Annotated in this window: 21 protein-coding genes; 2 read left to right on the top strand and 19 right to left on the bottom strand. The window is 72.8% G+C overall.

Annotation, left to right across the window (positions count from 1 at the left end):
• Window positions 1-3: 3 nt before the first annotated feature.
• The 3 genes from ACWCV9_RS09340 to ACWCV9_RS09330 are packed head-to-tail and all read right to left on the bottom strand — an operon-like array spanning window position 4 to window position 2,845.
• Entirely contained in the window at window positions 4-825 is an 822-nt protein-coding gene (locus ACWCV9_RS09340) for an ABC transporter permease (RefSeq protein WP_385846647.1), read from the bottom strand.
• Window positions 810-1,691 carry an ABC transporter permease gene (locus ACWCV9_RS09335; protein WP_450785138.1) on the bottom strand — a complete coding sequence of 294 codons (882 nt, stop codon included), beginning with the start codon at window positions 1,689-1,691 and terminating at the stop codon, window positions 810-812. The genes ACWCV9_RS09340 and ACWCV9_RS09335 overlap by 16 nt, the downstream gene beginning before the upstream one ends.
• Window positions 1,688-2,845 carry an ABC transporter substrate-binding protein gene (locus tag ACWCV9_RS09330; protein ID WP_450785136.1) on the bottom strand — a complete coding sequence of 386 codons (1,158 nt, stop codon included), beginning with the start codon at window positions 2,843-2,845 and terminating at the stop codon, window positions 1,688-1,690. Before ACWCV9_RS09330 ends, ACWCV9_RS09335 begins: the two co-directional genes overlap by 4 nt.
• A gap of 214 nt (window positions 2,846-3,059) precedes the next feature.
• Between ACWCV9_RS09330 and ACWCV9_RS09325 the strand changes: the two genes are divergently transcribed.
• Window positions 3,060-3,800, top strand: coding sequence for a GntR family transcriptional regulator (locus tag ACWCV9_RS09325; RefSeq protein ID WP_450785134.1), 741 nt, complete (start codon window positions 3,060-3,062; stop codon window positions 3,798-3,800).
• 4 nt (window positions 3,801-3,804) lie between these two features.
• On the opposite strand, the gene ACWCV9_RS09320 is transcribed toward ACWCV9_RS09325, so the two are convergent.
• From ACWCV9_RS09320 to fmt, 8 genes are all read right to left on the bottom strand, one after another.
• Complete coding sequence (locus ACWCV9_RS09320) at window positions 3,805-4,257, bottom strand: Lrp/AsnC family transcriptional regulator (RefSeq protein ID WP_121789788.1); 453 nt, start codon at window positions 4,255-4,257, stop codon at window positions 3,805-3,807.
• A 208-nt stretch (window positions 4,258-4,465) separates the two neighbouring features.
• Window positions 4,466-5,908 (bottom strand): GuaB1 family IMP dehydrogenase-related protein, encoded by a 1,443-nt coding sequence (locus tag ACWCV9_RS09315; protein WP_450785132.1) that lies wholly within the window; start codon window positions 5,906-5,908, stop codon window positions 4,466-4,468.
• A 131-nt stretch (window positions 5,909-6,039) separates the two neighbouring features.
• A complete protein-coding gene (locus tag ACWCV9_RS09310) occupies window positions 6,040-6,354 on the bottom strand; it encodes a barstar family protein (RefSeq protein WP_450785131.1) in 315 nt (104 codons plus the stop codon).
• Window positions 6,351-6,815 (bottom strand): ribonuclease domain-containing protein, encoded by a 465-nt coding sequence (locus ACWCV9_RS09305; RefSeq protein ID WP_450785129.1) that lies wholly within the window; start codon window positions 6,813-6,815, stop codon window positions 6,351-6,353. Before ACWCV9_RS09305 ends, ACWCV9_RS09310 begins: the two co-directional genes overlap by 4 nt.
• Window positions 6,816-6,899: 84 nt before the next feature.
• Window positions 6,900-7,943 (bottom strand): sugar-binding transcriptional regulator, encoded by a 1,044-nt coding sequence (locus ACWCV9_RS09300; protein WP_385846635.1) that lies wholly within the window; start codon window positions 7,941-7,943, stop codon window positions 6,900-6,902.
• A 90-nt stretch (window positions 7,944-8,033) separates the two neighbouring features.
• A complete protein-coding gene (gene rpe / locus ACWCV9_RS09295; RefSeq protein WP_450785127.1) occupies window positions 8,034-8,720 on the bottom strand; it encodes a ribulose-phosphate 3-epimerase in 687 nt (228 codons plus the stop codon).
• A 153-nt stretch (window positions 8,721-8,873) separates the two neighbouring features.
• Window positions 8,874-10,292, bottom strand: coding sequence for an RsmB/NOP family class I SAM-dependent RNA methyltransferase (locus ACWCV9_RS09290; protein ID WP_450785125.1), 1,419 nt, complete (start codon window positions 10,290-10,292; stop codon window positions 8,874-8,876).
• 94 nt (window positions 10,293-10,386) lie between these two features.
• Entirely contained in the window at window positions 10,387-11,319 is a 933-nt protein-coding gene (gene fmt / locus ACWCV9_RS09285) for a methionyl-tRNA formyltransferase (RefSeq protein WP_450785123.1), read from the bottom strand.
• 271 nt (window positions 11,320-11,590) lie between these two features.
• Between fmt and ACWCV9_RS09280 the strand changes: the two genes are divergently transcribed.
• The gene (locus ACWCV9_RS09280; protein WP_385846629.1) at window positions 11,591-12,124 is read left to right on the top strand and encodes a hypothetical protein; all 534 of its coding nucleotides are present in this window, start codon (window positions 11,591-11,593) and stop codon (window positions 12,122-12,124) included.
• 72 nt (window positions 12,125-12,196) lie between these two features.
• On the opposite strand, the gene ACWCV9_RS09275 is transcribed toward ACWCV9_RS09280, so the two are convergent.
• From ACWCV9_RS09275 to ACWCV9_RS09240, 8 genes are all read right to left on the bottom strand, one after another.
• Complete coding sequence (locus ACWCV9_RS09275; RefSeq protein ID WP_450785122.1) at window positions 12,197-14,356, bottom strand: primosomal protein N'; 2,160 nt, start codon at window positions 14,354-14,356, stop codon at window positions 12,197-12,199.
• Between the two features lie 106 nt (window positions 14,357-14,462).
• Entirely contained in the window at window positions 14,463-15,671 is a 1,209-nt protein-coding gene (metK, locus tag ACWCV9_RS09270) for a methionine adenosyltransferase (RefSeq protein ID WP_450785120.1), read from the bottom strand.
• Between the two features lie 251 nt (window positions 15,672-15,922).
• The gene (coaBC, locus tag ACWCV9_RS09265; RefSeq protein ID WP_450785119.1) at window positions 15,923-17,125 is read right to left on the bottom strand and encodes a bifunctional phosphopantothenoylcysteine decarboxylase/phosphopantothenate--cysteine ligase CoaBC; all 1,203 of its coding nucleotides are present in this window, start codon (window positions 17,123-17,125) and stop codon (window positions 15,923-15,925) included.
• Between the two features lie 102 nt (window positions 17,126-17,227).
• On the bottom strand, window positions 17,228-17,500 hold the full coding sequence (rpoZ, locus tag ACWCV9_RS09260) for a DNA-directed RNA polymerase subunit omega (RefSeq protein ID WP_005319902.1): 273 nt from the start codon (window positions 17,498-17,500) through the stop codon (window positions 17,228-17,230).
• A 52-nt stretch (window positions 17,501-17,552) separates the two neighbouring features.
• Complete coding sequence (gene gmk, locus ACWCV9_RS09255; RefSeq protein ID WP_385846622.1) at window positions 17,553-18,110, bottom strand: guanylate kinase; 558 nt, start codon at window positions 18,108-18,110, stop codon at window positions 17,553-17,555.
• 60 nt (window positions 18,111-18,170) lie between these two features.
• Window positions 18,171-18,494, bottom strand: a complete 324-nt coding sequence (locus ACWCV9_RS09250) for an integration host factor (RefSeq protein WP_003977346.1) — start codon at window positions 18,492-18,494, stop codon at window positions 18,171-18,173.
• A gap of 302 nt (window positions 18,495-18,796) precedes the next feature.
• Window positions 18,797-19,642: an orotidine-5'-phosphate decarboxylase gene (pyrF, locus tag ACWCV9_RS09245; protein WP_450785117.1), complete on the bottom strand. Its 846-nt coding sequence runs from the start codon at window positions 19,640-19,642 to the stop codon at window positions 18,797-18,799.
• A complete protein-coding gene (locus ACWCV9_RS09240) occupies window positions 19,639-20,745 on the bottom strand; it encodes a quinone-dependent dihydroorotate dehydrogenase (RefSeq protein ID WP_450785116.1) in 1,107 nt (368 codons plus the stop codon). Before ACWCV9_RS09240 ends, pyrF begins: the two co-directional genes overlap by 4 nt.
• Between the last annotated feature and the right edge of the window lie 2 nt (window positions 20,746-20,747).

Raw genomic sequence — 20,747 nt, 5'->3', positions numbered from 1 at the left:
GGGTCATCCCCGGGAGGAGGCGGTCTGGGCGCGTCCGCGGCCGGCACCGGCGAGCGCGAGGAGCAGGGCCCAGGTGACGAACAGGCTGAGCACGGAGACGGCGACGGACATCTGGGCCTGTTCGCTGCCGACGTTGTAGATCCACACGGCGAACGGGGTGTAGCCGAGCAGATGGGAGACCGTGAACTCGCCGAGGACCAGGGCCAGGGTGAGGAAGGACGCGTTGAGCAGCGCCCCGCGCAGATTCGGCAGCACGGCCCGCACCAGGGCCTGCGGCCAGCTCGCGCCGCAGCTGCGGGCCGCCTCCACGAGGGTGCGCACGTCGACGGCGCGCAGACCGGCGTCCAGGGCGCGGTAGACGAAGGGCAGCGCCATGACGACGTAGGCGAGGACCAGCACGACCGGGAAGTCCGGGTTCTGGATCACCACGAAGGTCTGGAACAGCGGGGTGCGGGAGAGATGCTCCGGACCCCACTTGAGCACGGTGACGATCCCGGCGACGAAGGCGATCGGCGGCACCACCAGCGGCAGTGAGCACACCACCTCCACCACCGGCCGCAGCCGGGACGAGCCGAGCCGGAGCGCGACCACGGCGGGCACCAGGAGCAGCAGGACGACGGCGATGGTGGCGAGGGCCAGCTCCAGCGAGAGCAGCAGGCTGGGCAGGAAGCCGTCGGCGGACAGGATGTGGGTGTAGGCGTCGAGGGTGACGCCCTGGCCGGGCACGTCCACCGTGAAGACCACGGAGGCGGCGAGCGGCACCAGGAAGTACAGGGCGGCCAGGCCGAGGACGGCCCAGCGCCAGGGGGTCAGGCGTCGAGCCATCGGGCGCTCCGGCGTTGCAGGGGCAGATACACGGCCATCACCACGCCGGCCACCAGGACCATGTCGAGGCTGAGGGCGAGGGCGACGTTCTCCTGGCCGACCAGCACGTTGCCGGACAGGGCGTCGGCGATCTGGAGGGTGACCAGCGGGACCGCGCTGCCGACCATGGCGGCGGCGGTGGCGTAGGCGGCGAAGGAGCTGCCGAACAGCAGCACCAGGCCGCCGAGCAGGGAGGGCGCGAGCACGGGCAGCGCCACGTGCCGCCAGTACTGCACCCCGGTGGCGCCGTTGTTCAGCGCGGCCTCCCGCCACTGGGCGCGCAGGCCGTCCAGCGCGGGGGTGATGGTGAGGACCATCAGCGGGATCAGGAAGTACAGATAGACGAGGACCAGGCCCCAGAAGCTGTACAGGTCGAAGCCGCTGTCCTTGAGGCCGAGGTGCGCGGTGAGCACGCCGGCGTTGCCGAGGGTGGCGACGAAGGCGAAGGCCAGCGGCACGCCGCCGAAGTTGGCGAGGACGCCGGACGCGGTCAGCACGGCCTCGCGCAGCCGGCGCGAGCGGGAGCCGACCACGGCCTGGGCGAGCGGCAGCCCGAACAGGGCGCCGAGCGCGGCGGAGACCGCGGACAGCTTGACGCTGCCGACCAGCGCGGTGAGGTACGGCCCCTGGAGCGAGGCGGTCAGGTTCTGCGTGCCGTAGTGGCCCCCGACGGTGAAGGCGCCGTCGAGGATGGCGGACGCGGGCAGCCCGAAGGCGACGGCGGCGAACACCAGCAGCGGCACCACGGCGAGCCAGCCGGGGGCGCGGCGCCGCCGCTTCGAGGAAGCGACGGGCGCCACGTCCGCGCGCGGGAGGACGGCGGTCATCCGGAGACGGCCTTACCCCAGCCCTGCCCGAGGACCGTCTTGGCCTTGGTCTGCTGGGCCTCGGTCGGGAAGGACGGCACGCCGGTGACCTGCGGGAGCCTGGCGGCGGCGGCCTTGTCCAGCGTGCCGGCCTTCTGCATGGCCGGCATCAGGGCCGGGCGGGCGTAGCCCTTGAGCCACAGGTTCTGGCCCTCGGCGCTGTAGAGGTACTCCTGCCACAGGCGGGCGGCGGCCGGGTGCGGGGCGTCCTTGTTGATGGCCTGGGAGTAGTACTGGGCGTACTGGCCGTCGCTCGGGATGGCGACCTTCCAGTCCAGGCCCTTGGACTTGAACTCCTGGGCGTAGCCGGCGTTCAGGTAGTCCCAGTCGAGGGAGATCGGGGTCTCGCCCTTCTCGACGGTGGCCGGGGTGGACTCGACGGGCGTGTAGTTGCCGTTCTTCTTCAGCTTGGCGAAGAAGTCCAGGCCGGGCTGGATGTCGTCGAAGGAGCCGCCGTTGGCCAGGGCGGCCGCGTAGACACCGCCGAAGGCGGACCCGGACTTGGTCGGGTTGCCGTTGAGGGCGACCTGGCCCTTGTACTCGGGCTTGAGCAGGTCCTTGAAGGTGGTCGGGCAGGTCTTGACGCGCTTGGCGTCGCAGCCGATGGAGATGTAGCCGCCGTAGTCGTTGTACCAGCGGGCCTGCGGGTCCTTCTGGGCCGCGGGGATGTCGCCGTAGGAGGCCACCTTGTAGGGCGCGAGCAGGCCCTGCTGGGCGGCGCTGAGCGCGAAGGAGGAGCCCAGGTCCAGCACGTCGGGGGCGCGGTCCTGGCCCTTGCGGGAGGTGACGGCGTTGATCTCGTCCTGGCTGGTGCCGTCGGGGTTCTCCACCTCGACCTTGATGCCGTACTTCTTCTGGAAGCCGTCGATGAGGGCGCCGTAGTTCGCCCAGTCGCGGGGCAGCGCGATGGCGTGCAGCGTGCCCTCCTTCTTGGCCGCCCGGACCAGGGCGTCCATGCCGCCGAAGCCGGCCGCGGAGGTGGCGGTGGCGGCGCTCTTGCCGTCCTTGGTGGTCGACGCGTTGTCGGGGGCGGCGCCGCAGGCGCTCAGGGCGAGCGCGGCGACGACGGCGAGGGAACCGCCGAGCGCGGCGTTTCTCGGCAGGGACACGGTCACGGTCTCTCCAGGGGGGAGCATGGGGAGCGAGGAAGAACTCTTCGAACTTGTCTGAACAAGTTGACCCCAGTACGCCCGTCGCCGGTGTCCGGTCCGTAAACACTGCCGAAACTCCGGCACCCGTTTCCCTGCACACTTCCGGTTGACACGGATCAGCGAGGAACGTCGATTAGGCTGGTCACGCTGTGCACAGCGGCCTACGCAGAGGGGAAGCATGACGGCGCGACACGAGGAGATCGCCGACGAGCTGCGGCGGGCGATCGACCGCGAGGAGTACACGGTCGGCAGCCGGCTGCCCTCGGAGTCGGCGCTGGCCGCGCACTACGGCGTCTCCCGGGGCACGGTCCGCCAGGCCGTCGCGGCCCTCACCGCCGAGGGACTCATCGGCTCCCGCCAGGGCGCCCGGCGGGTGGTCCTGGCCAGCCGCCGCAGCCAGAGCTTCGAGGAGCTGCGCAGCTTCGCCCAGTGGGCCCGCGCGATGGGCCGCGAAGCCACCGGCCGGGTGGTGTCCCAGGAGTACCGGCCGGCCACCGCCGAGGACGCCGTACGCCTCCAACTGGCCGTCGGCACCCCGGTGTTGCACGTCCTGCGGGTGCGCGGACTGGACGGCGAGCCGGTGCTGCTGGAGCGGACGGTCTACGCCGACTGGATCTCCCCGGCGGTCGAGGCCATCGAGCCCGACTGCCCGTCCGTCACCCAGCGCCTGTACGACGACACCGGCCTGGTCTTCGCGTACGGCGAGCATGTCATCGACGCGGTCGCCTGCGGCGCACAGGACGCCGAGCTGCTGGGCGTGCGCCGCACCAGCCCGCTGCTGCGGGTGCGGCGCGTGACGACCACGCGGGAGGGGCGCCCGGTGGAGTGGTCCGACGACCGGTACCGCTCGGACGCGGTGAGCTTCAGCGTGCACAACTCGATAGGCAACAACGCGCTGGCCCGCAAGACGGCGGGATAGCTGCCTATCCGGGAGCCCCGGAGGAGAAGCGGCGCAGCAGCGGGGACAGCACCAGCACGGACTTCGTGCGCTCGACGAACGGCTCCCCGGCGATCCGCTCCAGCACCCGCTCGAAGTGGCGCATGTCGGAGGCGAAGACCTGGGCGATCGCGTCGGCGTCGCCGGTGACGGTCGACGCGGCCACGACCTCCTGGTAGCGCTCCAAACCCCGCTGGATGGTCTCCGGCGAGGTGTTGCTCCGGCAGTAGATCTCGATGTACCCCTCGGTCTCCCAGCCGAGCGCCGCCGGGTCCACCCGGACGGTGAATCCGGTGATGGCTCCGGTGGCCCGCAGCCGGTCCACACGCCGCTTCACGGCGGGCGCGGACAGGCCGACCATCTGCCCGATGTCCGCGTAGGAGCGGCGGGCGTCCTCGGCGAGGGCGTGCACGATGCGTTCGTCGAGATCGTTCAGCACAGGGGGTGGTTCACTTCTTCGGTTCGGTCACTTCTCTGCCGTCGCCGCGGGAGCGTCATCGGCCGCGGGACGGGAACGGCGACAGCCGTATACGAAGTAGAACACGAGCCCGACGAGCGCCCCCTCGGGGGCGCGGGGAACGGCGCGACCGGCCGCGAACGGATCCGCGGCCGGTCGCGCCGTTCCCACGCGCTTCCCGGCGGAGCGGTCAGCTCCAGCTGGCGTGCAGCGGCTTGCCCTCCGCGTACCCGGCCGCGCTCTGGATGCCGACGATGGCCTTCTCGGCGAACTCCTCCAGGGAGCCGGCACCGGCGTAGGTGCAGGAGGAGCGGACACCCGCGATGATCGAGTCGATCAGGTCCTCGACGCCGGGGCGGGCCGGGTCCAGGAACATCCGCGAGGTGGAGATGCCCTCCTCGAACAGCGCCTTGCGGGCGCGGTCGTAGGCCGACTCCTCGGAGGTGCGGTTGAGCACCGCGCGCGCTGAGGCCATGCCGAACGACTCCTTGTACAGGCGGCCGCCCGCGTCCTGCTGGAGGTCGCCCGGCGACTCGTAGGTGCCCGCGAACCAGGAGCCGACCATGACGTTGGAGGCGCCGGCCGCGAGGGCCATGGCGACGTCGCGCGGGTGCCGGACACCGCCGTCGGCCCAGACGTGCTTGCCGTACTTCTTCGCCTCGGCGGCGCACTCCAGCACCGCGGAGAACTGCGGCCGGCCCACACCGGTCATCATGCGGGTGGTGCACATGGCGCCGGGGCCGACACCGACCTTGATGATGTCCGCGCCGGCGTCGATGAGGTCCTTGACGCCCTCGGCGGAGACGATGTTGCCCGCGACGATCGGCACCTGCGGGTCGAGCGCGCGCACCAGCTTGATGGCGCTGATCATCGACTCCTGGTGGCCGTGCGCGGTGTCGATGACGAGCGTGTCCACGCCCGCGTCGAGCAGCTGCTTGGCCTTGCCCGCCACGTCGCCGTTGATGCCGACGGCCGCGGCGATGCGCAGCCGGCCCTTGGCGTCCACGGCCGGGGTGTACAGCGTGGCCCGCAGGGCGCCCTTGCGGGTGAGGATGCCGGCCAGCCTGCCGTCCTTGTCGACGGCCGGGGCGTAGCGCCGGTTGTGGGCGTCCAGGGTGTTGAAGGCCTCGCGCGGGTCGATGTCCGCATCCAGGAGCAGCAGGTCCTTGGACATGACCACTTCGAGCTGGGTGAAGCGGTCGACGCCGCTCAGGTCCGCGTCGGTGACGACGCCGACCGGGCGGTGGTTCTCGTCCACGACGACACCGGCGTTGTGCGCCCGCTTGGGCAGCAGCGCGAGGGCGTCGGCGACGGTCTGGTGCGGGGTGAGCACGATCGGGGTGTCCAGCACCAGGTGGCGGCTCTTCACCCAGGAGACGACGTCGGTGACGACCTCGATCGGGATGTCCTGCGGGATGACCACCAGGCCGCCCCGGCGGGCCATCGTCTCGGCCATGCGGCGCCCGGCGATGGCGGTCATGTTGGCGACCACGAGCGGGATGGTGGTGCCCGTACCGTCCGGCGAGCGGAGGTCCACGCCCTGGCGGGAGCCCACCGCGGAGCGGCTCGGCACCATGAAGACGTCGTCGTACGTCAGGTCGTACGCGGGCTGGATGTCATTGAGGAAACGCACGTGCTGCACATCCCAGTCGATCAGAGGTGACCCCCGGACAGGTGTGCCAGGGGGAAAGAGCACGTACTTCATTCTCCCATGGCCGGGCCGTCACCAGGCCCCGACAGAACGTCCAGGCTGGTGAGAGGCGATTAGGAGGTTCCTCCAAGGGCCAGCACGACACTGAGCGCGGGGGTGTGGTCCGCGGCCTCGGTGAACACCTCCTGGGCGATCCGCCACTCCTCCGGCCGCGCCTCGGCGTACGGCCGCCAGTTGCGTACGACGATCAGCAGCCCTCGCTCGACCGCGTCCTCCGGCCACACCGTGTGGTCGCCCAGCGAGTCGGCGAGCGCGTCCCAGTTGCGGCCGAACCAGTCCGGCAGCGCCAGCGCCCGGGCGGCGCGGTCCATCAGTCCGGCCTTGTCCGTGACTCCGTCGAGGTCCAGCGTGACCAGGAGTTCCGTCATCTCAGTACCGCCCTGAACGATTGGTAGTGATCATCGGTGTAGTACAGCTCGCCGCCCTGCCCGGTGATCAGGCGGCGGGCCCCGCGGTCGCGCGAGCCGGGTGTCGGCACCGTGTACTCGTGGTAGTAGCCGCGCTGGTGCCTGGGCAGCCGTCCCTCGAAGTTCCCGAAGACGATGCCGTCCCGGGCGTAGGGGTAGGGGCCGCCCCGGTCGATGAGCGCGAGGGTCCTGCGGGCCTCGGCCGGCAGCTCGGACGCCCGGACGGTGGCCATGCCGTGGGCCCAGGAGGGCGCCGACCCGGCGGGGGCACGCGTGCCCTCCCGGCCGGCCGGGTGGGAGGAGCAGCCCGTCAGCAGGACGGCGAGACAGACCAGCAGCCCGGCGCACGCACGCGCGACGACGCGCAGGACGGCGCGGGGCACGGAACGGCGTACGACACGGGGGACGAACCGCAGCAACATGCCGACGATGCTGCCACGACCGTCCCCGCACGGCCGCACCGCGACCCGCCTTTCCGCGGTACGCACGATCCGCTGCGGGCTCCGTCAGGCCCCGTCCGGGTCCTGACGGCTGAGCGCGGGCTTCGGCGTCGGCCCCGCCGTCATCAGGTAGTCCGCGGCGGAGGTGTCCGTCACCAGACTGGTGACCAGGCCGGACCGGAGCACCGCGTCGATCGCGGACGCCTTGCGCTGTCCGCCGGCGATCGCCACGACCTCCGGGATACGGCGCAGCTGGTCGGCCTTGACCGTGATGCACCGCTCCCCCAGGTCGCGGCCGATCCGGCGGCCCTCGGCGTCGAAGAGGTGCGCGGACATCTCGGCGGCGACACCGAGCGAGGCGTAGTGCGCCCGCTCCTCGTCGCTCAGCATGTCGTGCACCGTCGAGATGCCCGGCTCCCAGGAGCCGATGGAGACACAGGCGACCGTGACCTTGTCGAAGTACTCGTACGCCCGGGCGATCCCGGTCTGGCTGCGCAGCGCCGCCGCGGTGGCCGCGTCCGGCAGCAGCATCGGCGCGTAGATGGGGTGCGCGTCGCCGCCCGACACCTGCGCGGCCCGGCGCACCGCCTCCACCGAGCCGCGTTCGGCGGTCCCGGCGTCGTACACGCCCGTCAGCTGCACCACCGTGCACGGCGGCAGCCGGTCGAGCGCCGCCGCCATGTGGATGGTGGACCGGCCCCAGGCCAGCCCCAGCACGTCCCCCTCGTTGACCAGCTCGCCGAGGAGGTCCGCGGCGACCTCGCCGAGGTTCTCCGGGTCGGGGTTCTCCTCGGCGTCGGCCGGGGACTCGACCACGACGGCGTGCCGCAGGCCGTAGCGGGCGCGGAGCGCGTCGGAGCGCTCGGCGTCCAGCTCGGCCGGCACGCGGATCTCGATCCGTACGAGATCCCGTTCGAGGGCCGTCTCCAGGACCCGCGCCACCTTGAAGCGGCTGACGCCGAACTCCTCCGCGATCTGGATCTTGGACTTGCCCTCGAGGTAGAAGCGGCGGGCCATGGCCGCCGCCTGCACCAGCTCAGCGGGTCCCATCCGCATGGCTGACCGGCCCGCCGACATACCCGACACGGCGATCTCCTCACTGCTGTTCACACTCTGGATTCGCCGTTCATCCTTGCAGATTCGGCGCGACTGATCCGCCCTGATGGGCGCCGTTCCCTTAACCGTTCATATAGCTGTGGCTCAGTGGTCGCATGCCCAGGACGCCCTGGCCGTCGCCTCCTGGGCCTGGGCACGCAGGGCGCGCACCGCTTCGGCCGGGTCCTCGGCGCCGTACACGGCCGAACCGGCGACGAACACGTCCGCTCCCGCCTCCGCGCACCGCTCGATCGTCGAGGCCGCGACCCCGCCGTCCACCTGGAGCCACAGCTGGAGGCCGTGCTTGCCGATCAGCTCACGGGTGCGGCGGATCTTGGGCAGCATGATGTCGAGGAAGGCCTGGCCGCCGAAGCCCGGCTCGACCGTCATGATCAGCAGCATGTCGAGTTCCGGCAGCAGGTCCTCGAAGGGCTCGATCGGCGTGGCGGGCTTGAGCGCCATGGAGGCGCGCGCACCCTTGGCGCGGATCTCGCGGGCGAGCCGCACCGGAGCGGCGGCCGCCTCCGCGTGGAAGGTGACGGAGGAGGCACCGGCCTCGACGTACTGGGGAGCCCAGCGGTCGGGGTCCTCGATCATGAGGTGGCAGTCCAGCGGCGTGTCCGTCGCACGGGCCAGGGACTCCACCACCGGTACGCCGAGGGTGAGGTTCGGGACGAAGTGGTTGTCCATGACGTCGACGTGGAGCCAGTCGGCGCCCTGGACCGCCTTGGCCTCCTCCGCGAGTCGGGCGAAGTCGGCGGACAGGATGCTGGGGTTGATCTGCACGGCCATGACCCAAGCCTGCCATGCCGCTGCGCTGGGCTGTAACGGCGGTCTCAGGTTGTGTTTTGTCTGCCGGCCCGGTGGGGGCAGGTCGCGCCCCGCGGCGCAGCCGCATATCGATACAGCCCCGCGCCCCTTCAGGTTGGCAATCCCGACGACGCTTCAGCCGGTACGCCGAATCAGGGCCAGGTACATCGCGTCCGTGCCGTGCAGGTGGGGCCAGAGCTGGATGTCGGGGCCCTCGCCCAGGCCGGGCATGTCCGGGAGCAGGGGGCGGGCGTCGATCAGCTCGGTGTCCGGGTGCTGCTTGAGGATGTCGGAGACGACCGCGCGGGTCTCGGCGAGATGGGGCGAGCAGGTGGCGTAGCCGACGACACCGCCGACGCGCACCGAGTCCAGGGCGGTGCGCAGCAGGGACCGCTGGAGCGGGGCGAAGTTGTCCAGGTCCTCCGGGCGCCGCCGCCAGCGCGCCTCGGGCCGCCGGCGCAGCGCGCCGAGCCCGGTGCAGGGCACGTCCATCAGCACCCGGTCGAAGGTGCCGGGCCGCCACGGCGGCCGGGTCCCGTCGGCGGCGATGACCTGGTACGGGCCCGGGTTGCCGTGCAGCGCCCTGGCGACCAGCCCGGCCCGGTGCGGCTGCTTCTCGGAGGCGAGCAGCACGGCCCCGCGCTCGGCGGCGAGCGCGCCCAGCAGCGCGGCCTTGCCGCCCGGCCCGGCGCACCCGTCGAGCCACTTGGTGTCGGAGCCCTCCAGCGGCGCGTTGGCGAGCGCGAGGGCGACCAGCTGGCTGCCCTCGTCCTGGACCCCGGCGCGCCCCTCGCGCACGGCTTCCACCGCGCCCGGCTCCCCGCCCTCGGCGAGCCGCACGGCGTACGGCGACCAGCGCCCCGGCACGGCGGCGTCCTCGCGCAGCAGCTCCTCGGTGGTGGCGCGGCCCGGCCGGGCGACGAGCGTCACCTCGGGCCGCTCGTTGTCGGCCGCGAGCAGCTCCTCGATCCCGGCGCGGCCGCCGCCGAGGGAGTCCCACAGTGCGGAGACGACCCAGCGCGGGTGCGAGTGCACCACGGCGAGATGGTCCTCGGGGTCCTCGTCGTAGGACGGGGCGACCTTGGCGAGCCAGCCGTCGAGGTCGTCCTGCGCGACCTTGCGCAGCACGGCGTTGACGAACTTGGCGCGGCCGTCGCCGAGCACCACCCGGGCCAGCTCCACCGAGGCGGACACGGCGGCGTGGGTCGGGATCCGGGTCCCCAGCAGCTGGTGCACACCGAGGGTGAGAACGTCGAGCACCGGCGGGTCGACCTCGCGCAGCGGCCGGTCGACGCAGGCGGCGACCACGGCGTCGTAGGTGCCCTGGCGGCGCAGCGTGCCGTAGACCAGCTCGGTGGCGAGGGCCGCGTCCCGCGCGTCGAAGTCGCCCTTCTCCCGCGCCTTGCGCAGCAGCGGCGGCAGCACGAGGTTGGCGTACGCGTCCCGCTCGTCCACCGCGCGCAGGGCCTCGAAGGCCAGCATGCGGACGGGGTCCTTCTGGGGACGGCGGTAGGGCTTGGCGGGCTTACGGGGCCGCCGGGACTGCTCGCTCACGAAAAAGGTGCTCCGGATGTGATGAGGGGGCTGCGGTGTCCAGCGTACGTCGGCACACCGCCGCCCCCGCCGCCCGGGGCCGCCGCGGCCGTGCTCAGGCGCCGAGCCGCTCACCCTCGGCGATGCGCACCCCGCGCGCCCAGTCGGCGGCGCGCATCGGCTTCTTGCCCTGGGCCTGCACCCACAGCAGCTCGACGGCGTACGACCCGGTGCCCACGTGCACGCTGTTCTTGCCGACCGCGAGCGCGCCCGGCGCCAGGTCGGTCCGCTCGGGCACCGGGGTGACCTGGATGAGCTTGAGCCGCTCGCCGCGGAAGGTGGTCCAGGCGCCGGGCGCGGGGGTGCAGCCGCGCACCACCCGGTCGACGCGCAGCGCGGGCGCCGCCCAGGCCACCTGGGCGTCCTCGACCGTGATCTTCGGTGCCATGGTGATGCCCTCGGCGGGCTGCGGTACGGCCTTCAGGCTGCCGTCCTCGATGCCGTCCATGGTGGCGGCGAGCAGCCCGGCGCCGGCGAAGGCGAGCCGGGTGAGCAGGTCGCCGCTGGTGTCGGTGGGCCGGATCGCCTCGGTCACCGTGCCGTACACCGGCCCGGAGTCGAGGCCCTCCTCGATGAGGAAGGTGGAGGCGCCGGTGATCTCGTCGCCCGCCATGATGGAGTGCTGCACCGGCGCCGCCCCGCGCCAGGCGGGCAGCAGCGAGAAGTGCAGGTTGACCCAGCCGTGGGCGGGGATGTCCAGGGCGACGCGGGGCAGCAGTGCGCCGTAGGCCACGACCGGGCAGCAGTCGGGGGCGATCTCGGTGAGCCGGGCCAGGAACTCCGGGTCCCGCGGCCGGACCGGCTTCAGCACCTCGATCCCGGCCTCCTCCGCCCGGTCGGCCACGGGCGACGCGACCAGCCTGCGCCCGCGCCCGGCCGGCGCGTCGGGCCGGGTGACGACGGCGGCCACCTCGTGCCGCCCGGAGGCGATCAGGGCGTCCAGGGCGGGAACGGCGACCTCGGGGGTACCGGCGAAGACGAGCTTCATGGGCGGGATCGGGCCTCTCGGGCGGGGGTTGGACCGGGCAGCGCACCAGTCTATGGCCACCGACGCGCAGCCGCCGAGGGCCGGCGACCCCCGCAGGGAACGGACACCGCGAGCACGCACGGCGCGCGCCCGGACGACCGGCGTACGCATATGCCCATACGCCCCCAGCCCGTGACCAGCGGAGCGCCCACGCGTTGGTCAAGAGAGAGTTGACCACTTCGGGCCCTCGCGCGGCCCAATTCCTTTCAACGCCGGTTCGAGAGGCTTGTTCATGGCCGACCACGCCACCCACGACGCCCAGGCCCGGGCCAGCCTGCACTTGCTGGTGCGGGACATCGAGCGTGTCCGCCGCCAGGTGGACGCACTGCGCACGCTCACCGCCCAGTTGGGCAATGTCTACCGCCCGCGCCGCTCCGGCCCGTCCACGGGCTTCGTCGTCTACGGACGCGCCCCCGCCCCGACGGTGCGTCTCGCCCAGGAACTCCGCGACAGCGTCGAGACCCTGGTCACGGCCGCCGTCGACTTCGACCGCTCGCTCGGCTTCTCGTGGGACGCGGTGGGCTCGGCGCTCGGCGTCACCAAGCAGGCGGTGCACCGCCGGTACGGCGCCCGCCGCGCCGCCGCCCAGGCCGCCGCCGAGGCCGAGCGGTCACCCGAGCCGACCGGCACCCGCACGCTCAACGTGGGCGCCGGTCTGCCGACGGTCCCCGCGGCCCGCTCCATGCCGACCCAGCCAACGGCGGGCAGCCCGACGCTGCGCGACGACGCCCGGCCGACGGCCTTCCCCGGCCCGCGCAACGGCTGACGCCCCGCCGACCGCCCTCCCGAGAGCCCCCGAACCCTCCCGGGAGGGCCCACGGACGGCCGTCGGCCGAGGTCAGCCGATGTCCGGCGGATCGATCCGCACCCGCACCGCCTCACCGCTCCCCCGCGCCATGCGGGCGGCCTGCGCGGTCTTCAGGGCGGCGGCCAGCGCGGCACCGCTGCCCGGCGGCACCCGCACCAGCGCCCGCTCCCAGTGTTCGCCGGGCGGCGGCGCGCCGGGTCTGCGCGCCCGCCCCGGCAGCGTGGGCGGCACCGGCACCGGTCCCAACACCTCCGCGTCCGCGGGCAGTTGCACCGCGCCAAGGAACTCGGCGACGGCCGTGGGCACCCCGGACACGGCCGCCATCCGCGACACCGGCGGGAAGCCCAGCTCGGCCCGCTCGGCCAGCTCCCGCACCGCGTGCCCGACGGGATCCCACCGCACGAGCGCCTGCACCGGCCGCAGCGTCGGCTCGGCCACCACGACCACGGTCCCCCCTTCGCTCTGCGGCCGCACCAGCGCTCCGGCCGCGATCCACCGGCGCAGCGCGTCCTCCCCGGCGCGCAGATCGGGCCGGGTGAGCATGGCCCAGCCGTCCAGCAGCAGGGCCGCCGCGTAGCCGCCCTCGGCCACCGGCTCGGCGCCCGGGGTGCTCACGACCAGCGCGGGCGCGCCCGGCACGGTGTCCAGCACATGCTCGCGGCCCGAGGTGCGCACCGGTACGGCGGGGAAGGCGCGCCCCAGTTCCTCGGCGGTCCGCCGCGCCCCCACGATCTGGGCGCGCAGCCGGAAGCCTCCGCACTCCGGGCAGTGCCAGGCGCTCTCCGGCTGCCCGCACCAGCCGCAGCGCAGCACCCCCGCGTCCTGCCCCTCCAGCGGCCCGGAGCAGTGCCGGCAGCGCGCGGGCGCCCGGCACCGGTCGCAGGCCATCCGGGGGGTGTAGCCGCGCCGGGGCACCTGGACCAGCACCGGCCCGTGCCGCAGCCCCTCGCGGGCCGCCTGCCAGGCGAGGGTGGGCAGCCGGGCGGCACGGGCCGCCTCGTCCCGGGCGAGGTCCTCGTCGCCCACGGTCCGCACCAGCGGCGCGGTCCGCCGCACCTGTTCCCGCCCGGCCACCAGCGGCCGTGCCCAGCCGGTCTCGACCAGCTGGGCGGCCTCCACGGTGCAGCTCCAACCGCCCAGCAGGAAACCGCACTTGTCCAGCGCGGCGCGCAGCAGCAGCACATCCCGGGCGTGCGGCTGCGGGGCGTGCGGCTCGCTGTGGCTGTCGTCCCCGTCGTCCCAGATGGCGACCAGGCCGAGATCGCGCACCGGCGCGAACATCGCCGCCCGGGTCCCCACGACCGCCCGGACGGCCCCGCGCCGCACCGCGAGCCACTGCGCATACCGCTTCTCGGGCCCGGCGTCGGCGGTGAGCAGCGCGTGCCGGCCGGGGCCCAGCAGCGCGGTGAGGGCCGCGTCGACCCGCCCGGCGGCCCGTCCGTCCGGTACGACGACGAGCGCGCCGCGCCCCGAGGCGAGGGTGGCGGCGACGGCCCGGGCGATCTCCTCGCTCCAGGACGGCCCGGGCAGCGCATGCCACACGGCCCGGGGCGCCCCGCCGGAGGCCAGCGCCTCCAGGAAGGCCCCGCCGCGCTCGTACCGCGCCCAGGAGCCCGTGTCGGGCGCGGGCGGCGGCGGCAGGGGCTCCGGGGACGGCCGCTGCTCGGCGCGCGCGCTGCGGGGCGGCACGGCCAGCTGGAGGACGTCGGCGAGGCTGCCCGCGTACCGGTCGGCGACGGCCCGGGCGAGCCCCAGCAGCTCCTCGCTCAGCACCGGCTCCGGTGACACCACCTGGGCCAGCGCGGCCAGTGGTCCGGAGTAGTCGGAGTGGGCGAGCCGCTCGACAAGGAAGCCGTCGATGAGCCCCCCGCCCTCCCGGCGGCCCTCGCGCACCCGGCCCCGCCCGGCCCCGAAGCGCACCCGCACCCGCACACCGGGCTGCGCCTGCTCGTCCAGCTCGGCGGGGACGGCGTAGTCGAAGTACCGGTCGAGGTGCAGCACGCCCTTGTCCACGAGCACCCGGGCCACCGGCAGGCGCTCCGCCAGCGCGGCGCCCCGCCAGGTCCGCGGCTTGGCACGCGGGGTCTTCGCCGTGCGCACGCTCTCCCGGATGAGGGCGAGCTGCTCCGCCGGCGCTGCCTCGCCCGCGCCGTCCCCGTCTCCCGGGTGCACCCCGTCCTCGCTGCTCACGCTTGCATTCTTACCAAACGGGACTGACAACACCGGCCGCCCGCGGACACGCCGAGGCCCGGCTCCCGAGAGGGGAAGCCGGGCCTCGGCGGACAGGCGGGCGGGACTACAGGCCGGCCGCGGCGCGCAGCGCGTCCACGCGGTCCGTGCGCTCCCAGGTGAACTCGGGCAGCTCGCGGCCGAAGTGGCCGTAGGCCGCCGTCTGGGAGTAGATCGGGCGGAGCAGGTCGAGGTCGCGGATGATCGCGGCCGGGCGGAGGTCGAAGACCTCGTCGATGGCCTTCTCGATCTTGTCGGTCTCGATCTTGTGGGTGCCGAAGGTCTCCACGAAGAGACCCACCGGCTCGGCCTTGCCGATCGCGTACGCCACCTGCACCTCGCAGCGCGAGGCCAGGCCCGCGGCCACGACGTTCTTGGCGACCCAGCGCATGGCGTAGGCGGCCGAGCGGTCCACCTTGGACGGGTCCTTGCCGGAGAAGGCGCCGCCACCGTGGCGGGCCATGCCGCCGTAGGTGTCGATGATGATCTTGCGGCCGGTCAGGCCCGCGTCACCCATCGGGCCGCCGATCTCGAACCGGCCGGTGGGGTTGACCAGCAGGCGGTAGCCCTCGGTGTCCAGCTTGATGCCGTCCTCCAGCAGCGCCTTCAGCTCCGGCTCCACGACGAACTCGCGGATGTCGGGCGCCAGCAGCGACTCGAGGTCGATGTCGCTGGCGTGCTGCGAGGAGACGACCACGGTGTCGAGGCGGACGGCCTTGTCGCCGTCGTACTCGATGGTGACCTGCGTCTTGCCGTCCGGGCGCAGGTAGGGGATCGTGCCGTTCTTGCGGACCTCGGAGAGGCGCTTGGACAGCCGGTGCGCCAGGAAGATCGGCAGCGGCATCAGGGTGGGCGTCTCGTCGGACGCGTAGCCGAACATCAGGCCCTGGTCGCCGGCGCCCTGCCGGTCCAGCTCGTCGTCGTCGCCCTCGACCCGGGCCTCGTACGCCGCGTCCACACCCTGCGCGATGTCCGGGGACTGCGCGCCGATCGACACCGACACGCCACAGGAGGCGCCGTCGAAGCCCTTCTTGGAGGAGTCGTAGCCGATCTCCAGGATCTTGTTGCGGACCAGGCTCGCGATGTCCGCGTACGCCTTGGTCGTCACCTCACCTGCCACGTGCACCAGGCCGGTGGTGATCAGCGTCTCCACGGCGACCCGGGAGGTCGGGTCCTCTCGCAGAAGCGCGTCGAGAATGGTGTCGCTGATCTGGTCAGCGATCTTGTCGGGGTGACCTTCGGTCACGGACTCCGAGGTGAACAGGCGACGGGACACAACGCTCCCTGGGGTTGCAGCGGCTGCTGGCTGATCATTTACGGTCGGTGCGCGGGGCTGCGCCCGGCGCCGACCGTGAACAGTTTATCGGTCACGCTCGGCCGATGGGTCACTGTCTCGCCTCTCGGAAGCGCTGTGACCTGCGGCACGGGGCATTCTGCCCAACGCCGGGCGGCCTTGGCCAGGGCCGCCACGATCAATTTCAGGCGGCCTTGTCACTGCTCCGTCCGGTGGGCGGGGCCGCCGCGGGGTCAGCCGAGCCGCGCTGCGACCAGGTCCCAGACGGTCTCGGCCAGGGCCTCCTTGGGCCCGTGCGGCACCGGCGTGTCGCTGCCGTCCGCACCCAGTACGACGGCCTCGTTCTCCTCGGAACCAAAGGTCTTGCGCTCGCCGACCTCGTTGACCACGAGCAGGTCGCAACCCTTGCGGGCGAGCTTGGCGCGGCCGTTGGCGAGGACGTCGTCGGTCTCCGCGGCGAAGCCGACGATCACCTGTCCGGGGCGGGCCCGCTCGGCGGACAGCTCCGCGAGAATGTCTGGATTTCGCACCAGGACGATCGGGTCGGGCTCCTGGCCGTCCCGCTTCTTGATCTTGCCGGCCGCGTAGACGGCCGGACGGAAGTCGGCCACGGCGGCGGCCATGACGACGGCGTCGGCGTCCGCCGCGGCCTTCAGGACCGCCTCGCGCAGCTGTACGGCGGTGCCGACCGTGACCACGTCCACACCGGCCGGGTCGGGCAGCGCGGTGTTGGCCGCGACCAGCGTCACCCGGGCACCCCGGGCCGCGGCGGTGCGGGCGAGGGCGTAGCCCTGCTTGCCGGAGGAGCGGTTGCCGAGGAAGCGCACCGGGTCCAGGGGCTCACGGGTGCCGCCCGCCGAGACGACCACATGGCGGCCCTTCAGGTCGGGCTCGGTGACACCGCGGGCCAGCACCCGGCGGCAGACCTCGAAGATCTCGGCCGGGTCGGGCAGCCGGCCCTTGCCGGTGTCGACGCCGGTGAGGCGGCCGACGGCGGGCTCGATGACGACGGCGCCGCGCCGGCGCAGGGTCGCCACGTTCTCCTGGGTGGCCGGGTGCTCCCACATCTCGGTGTGCATCGCCGGGGCGAAGACGACCGGGCAGCGGGCGGTGAGCAGGGTGTTGGTGAGCAGGTCGTCGGCGAGGCCGTGGGCGGCCTTGGCGAGCATGTCGGCCGTCGCCGGGGCGACCACCACCAGGTCGGCGTGCTGGCCGATGCGGACGTGCGGGACCTCGTGGACGCTGTCCCAGACCTCGGTGGAGACGGGGTTGCCGGACAGGGCGGACCAGGTGGCGGCGCCGACGAAGTGCAGCGCGGAGGCGGTGGGCACCACGCGGACGTCATGACCCGACTCCGTCAGCCTTCTCAGCAGCTCGCACGCCTTGTAGGCGGCGATGCCACCGCTGACTCCCAGCACGACCTTGGGCTTGTCCACGCTCACTCCCCGGACTCGGAACCCTGCAACACCAATGACACACCACAGGCCCGGCAGCGTGACTGCCGGGCCTGTGGATAAGTCAATCGCAGTCTGAAAGTACTACTGCGCCGGACCCTCGATGGCCTCGGACGTCAGCAGACCCGCGTTGATCTCACGCAGGGCGATCGAGAGCGGCTTCTCGTGCACGTGGGTGTCGACGAGCGGACCGACGTACTCGAGGAGGCCCTCGCCGAGCTGCGAGTAGTACGCGTTGATCTGGCGGGCACGCTTGGCCGCGTAGATCACGAGGCTGTACTTCGAGTCGGTGGCCTCGAGAAGCTCGTCGATCGGCGGGTTGATGATGCCCTCGGGCGCGGTGATGGAAGAGGACACGCTCTACCTTCCGATGGGTGGGAAAAGATCATTTCTGATCACACACTCGTGATCAGACAACATCCATCAAGGCTAGCAGCTCGCGGGCCACGTCCTCGACGGAGGTGTTCACCAAGGTCTCGTCGAACTCCGGCTCGGCCGCCAGCTCGGTCCGGGCCGCCGCCAGGCGGCGCTCGATGACCTCGGGCGACTCGGTCCCCCGGCCGGTCAGCCTGCGCACCAGCTCCTCCCAGGAGGGCGGAGCGAGGAACACCAGCTGGGCGTCGGCCATGGAGGCACGAACCTGCCGGGCGCCCTGGAGATCGATCTCCAGCAGCACGGGCTCGCCGTTCTCCAGCCGCTCCTGCACGGCCGCGCGGGGCGTGCCGTACCGGTTGCCGGCGAACTCGGCCCACTCCAGCAGCTCGCCGTTGGCGATCAGCTTGTCCATCTCGTCGTCGGTCACGAAGAAGTAGTGGACTCCGTGCTGCTCACCAGGGCGCGGCTTGCGGGTCGTCGCCGACACCGAGAGCCAGACCTCGGGGTGTTCCTTGCGCATATGGGCGACGACCGTGCTCTTGCCGACCCCGGAGGGGCCGGAGAGCACGGTCAGCCGCGGACGTTCACTCATGCAGCGATTATTCCAGCAATCCCGGGGTGCCCGGGACTCCTGGTCCGACAGCGGCCGGACTCAGGAGCCGGTGCTGCCGAACTCACGCTCCAGGGAGGCGATCTGGTTGGAACCGAGACCGCGCACACGGCGGCTCTCGGAGATCCCCAGACGCTCCATGATCTGCTTGGCGCGGACCTTGCCCACGCCCGGCAGGGACTCCAGCAGGGCGGAGACCTTCATCTTGCCGATGACGTCGTTCTCCTGGCCCTGCTTGATGACCTCGTGCAGGGAGGCGCCGGAGTGCTTGAGTCGATTCTTGACCTCGGCCCGCTCCCGGCGAGCCGCGGCGGCCTTTTCGAGCGCGGCTGCGCGCTGTTCAGGGGTAAGGGGCGGAAGAGCCACGCCTACGTCACCTCGGATGTCGAACTGTCGGATACGGACCGGTGAGGAACCTAGTCGCCCCACACCTGGGGAGCCACGAGCAACACGCTTCACCCGTTCTCCCCCACTGCCTGAAGGGCGTGGGAGGTATCCCCACTGCTCGGAGACTAGCGGGCAAGTTCGCCAGAGTCAGCGAGAACAGCGGAAAAGTCCTGGTCAGCCTCCGTCAGGCCGGACATTTGGGACATAATGCCCCGGTTTTGAAGATGTATTCACACGGAACTCGTCACCGCGCCGCCCGCCGGGAGACCCCGCACGGGGGGTCAGGCACCCGCCACGGCCGCCTGGATCTCCTGCGCGAACCGCTCGGCCGCCCCGCGCAGCGCCCCGGCGTCGGGACCGTGCCGCAGCACACCCCGGCTGACGTTCGGCACCACGTTGCGCACGGCCGCCCCGAAGACCCGCGGAAGATCCGCCGGGGTCGCGCCCTGGGCTCCGATGCCGGGCGCGAGGAGCGGGCCGTTGACGGCGAGGTCGTACGAGGAGAGGTCGCCGAGCGTGGCGCCGACCACCGCGCCGAAGGAGCCCAGCGGCTTCTCGCCCGCGTTCTCGGCCGCCAGGTGGGCCAGCATGGTCGCCCCGACCGTCCGGCCGTCGGCGCGCACCGCGTGCTGCACCTCGCCGCCCTCCGGGTTCGAGGTCAGCGCCAGCACGAACAGGCCCGCCCCGCTCTCCCGGGCCAGTGCGACGGCCGGGCTGAGCGAGCCGTAACCGAGGTACGGCGAGACGGTCAGCGCGTCGGAGAACAGCGGGGCGTCCTTGTGCAGGAACGCCTCGGCGTAGGCCGCCATGGTGGAGCCGATGTCGCCGCGCTTGGCGTCCATCACGACCAGGGCACCGGCCGCGCGCGCCTCCTGGACCGACTTCTCCAGGACGGCGAGGCCGCGGGAGCCGAACCGCTCGAAGAAGGCGCTCTGCGGCTTCAGGACCGCCACCCGGTCGGCCATGGCCTCCACGACCGTGCGGCTGAACCGCTCCAGGCCCGCCACGTCGTCGTTCAGGCCCCACTCGGCGAGCAGGGAGGCGTGCGGGTCGATGCCGACGCACAGCGGGCCGCGCTCGTCCATGGCACGGCGCAGCCGGGCGCCGAAGGGCTCGAGAACAGTCATACGGGCTTCCTCACATCGGCGCCGACCGCGTCGGCGAGAGTGGCGTAGGGGCTGGTGCGCAGACGGGCCGCGAGGCCCTTGTGGAGCGCCCGGGACCAGAACGGCCCCTGGTAGATGAAGGCGCTGTAGCCCTGGACCAGCGTGGCACCGGCCAGGATGCGCTGCCAGGCGTCCTCGGCGGTCTCGATGCCGCCCACGCCCACCAGGGTGATCCGGTCGCCCACGCGCGCGTACAGGCGGCGCAGCACCTCCAGGGAGCGCGCCTTGAGCGGGGCGCCGGACAGCCCGCCGGTCTCCTGCACCAGCGCGGGCGGGGACTGAAGGCCGAGGCCCTCGCGCGCGATGGTGGTGTTGGTGGCGATGATGCCGTCCAGGCCCAGCTCCACGGCCAGGTCGGCGACGGCGTCGACGTCCTCGTCGGCGAGATCGGGGGCGATCTTCACCAGGAGCGGGACGTGCCGGTCCGCCACCATGCGGTCGGCGGCCTCGCGGACGGCGGTCAGCAGCGGCCGCAGGTGGTCGACGGCCTGGAGGTTGCGCAGGCCGGGGGTGTTCGGCGAGGAGACGTTGACGACCAGGTAGTCGGCGTACGGCGCGAGCCGCTCGGCGGACTTCACGTAGTCCGCGACGGCCTCGGCCTCCGGGACGACCTTGGTCTTGCCGATGTTCACGCCGACGACGGTCCGGAAGACGGGCTGCCGGGTCGCCAGGCGGGCCGCCACGGCGAGCGAGCCGTCGTTGTTGAAGCCCATGCGGTTGATGAGCGCGCGGTCCTTCACGAGCCGGAACAGCCGCTTGGGCGGGTTGCCGGGCTGCGGCTCGCCGGTGACCGTGCCGATCTCGACATGGTCGAAGCCGAGCATCGACATCCCGTCGATCGCGACGGCGTTCTTGTCGAAGCCGGCCGCGAGGCCGAAGGGGCCGTGCATGCGCAGCCCGAAGGCCTCGGTGCGCAGCTCCTTGTACCGGGGCGCGAGGGCGGCCGCGACGAAGGTGCGCAAGCCGGGGATGCGGGCGGCGAGGCGGATCCAGCGGAACGCGAGGTGATGCGCCTGCTCCGGGTCCATCCGGGTGAAGACCAGACGGAAGAAAAGCTTGTACATGT

Source organism: Streptomyces sp. NPDC001606 (genome assembly GCF_053596835.1).
This window is presented reverse-complemented; position numbering and strand designations above follow the sequence as displayed.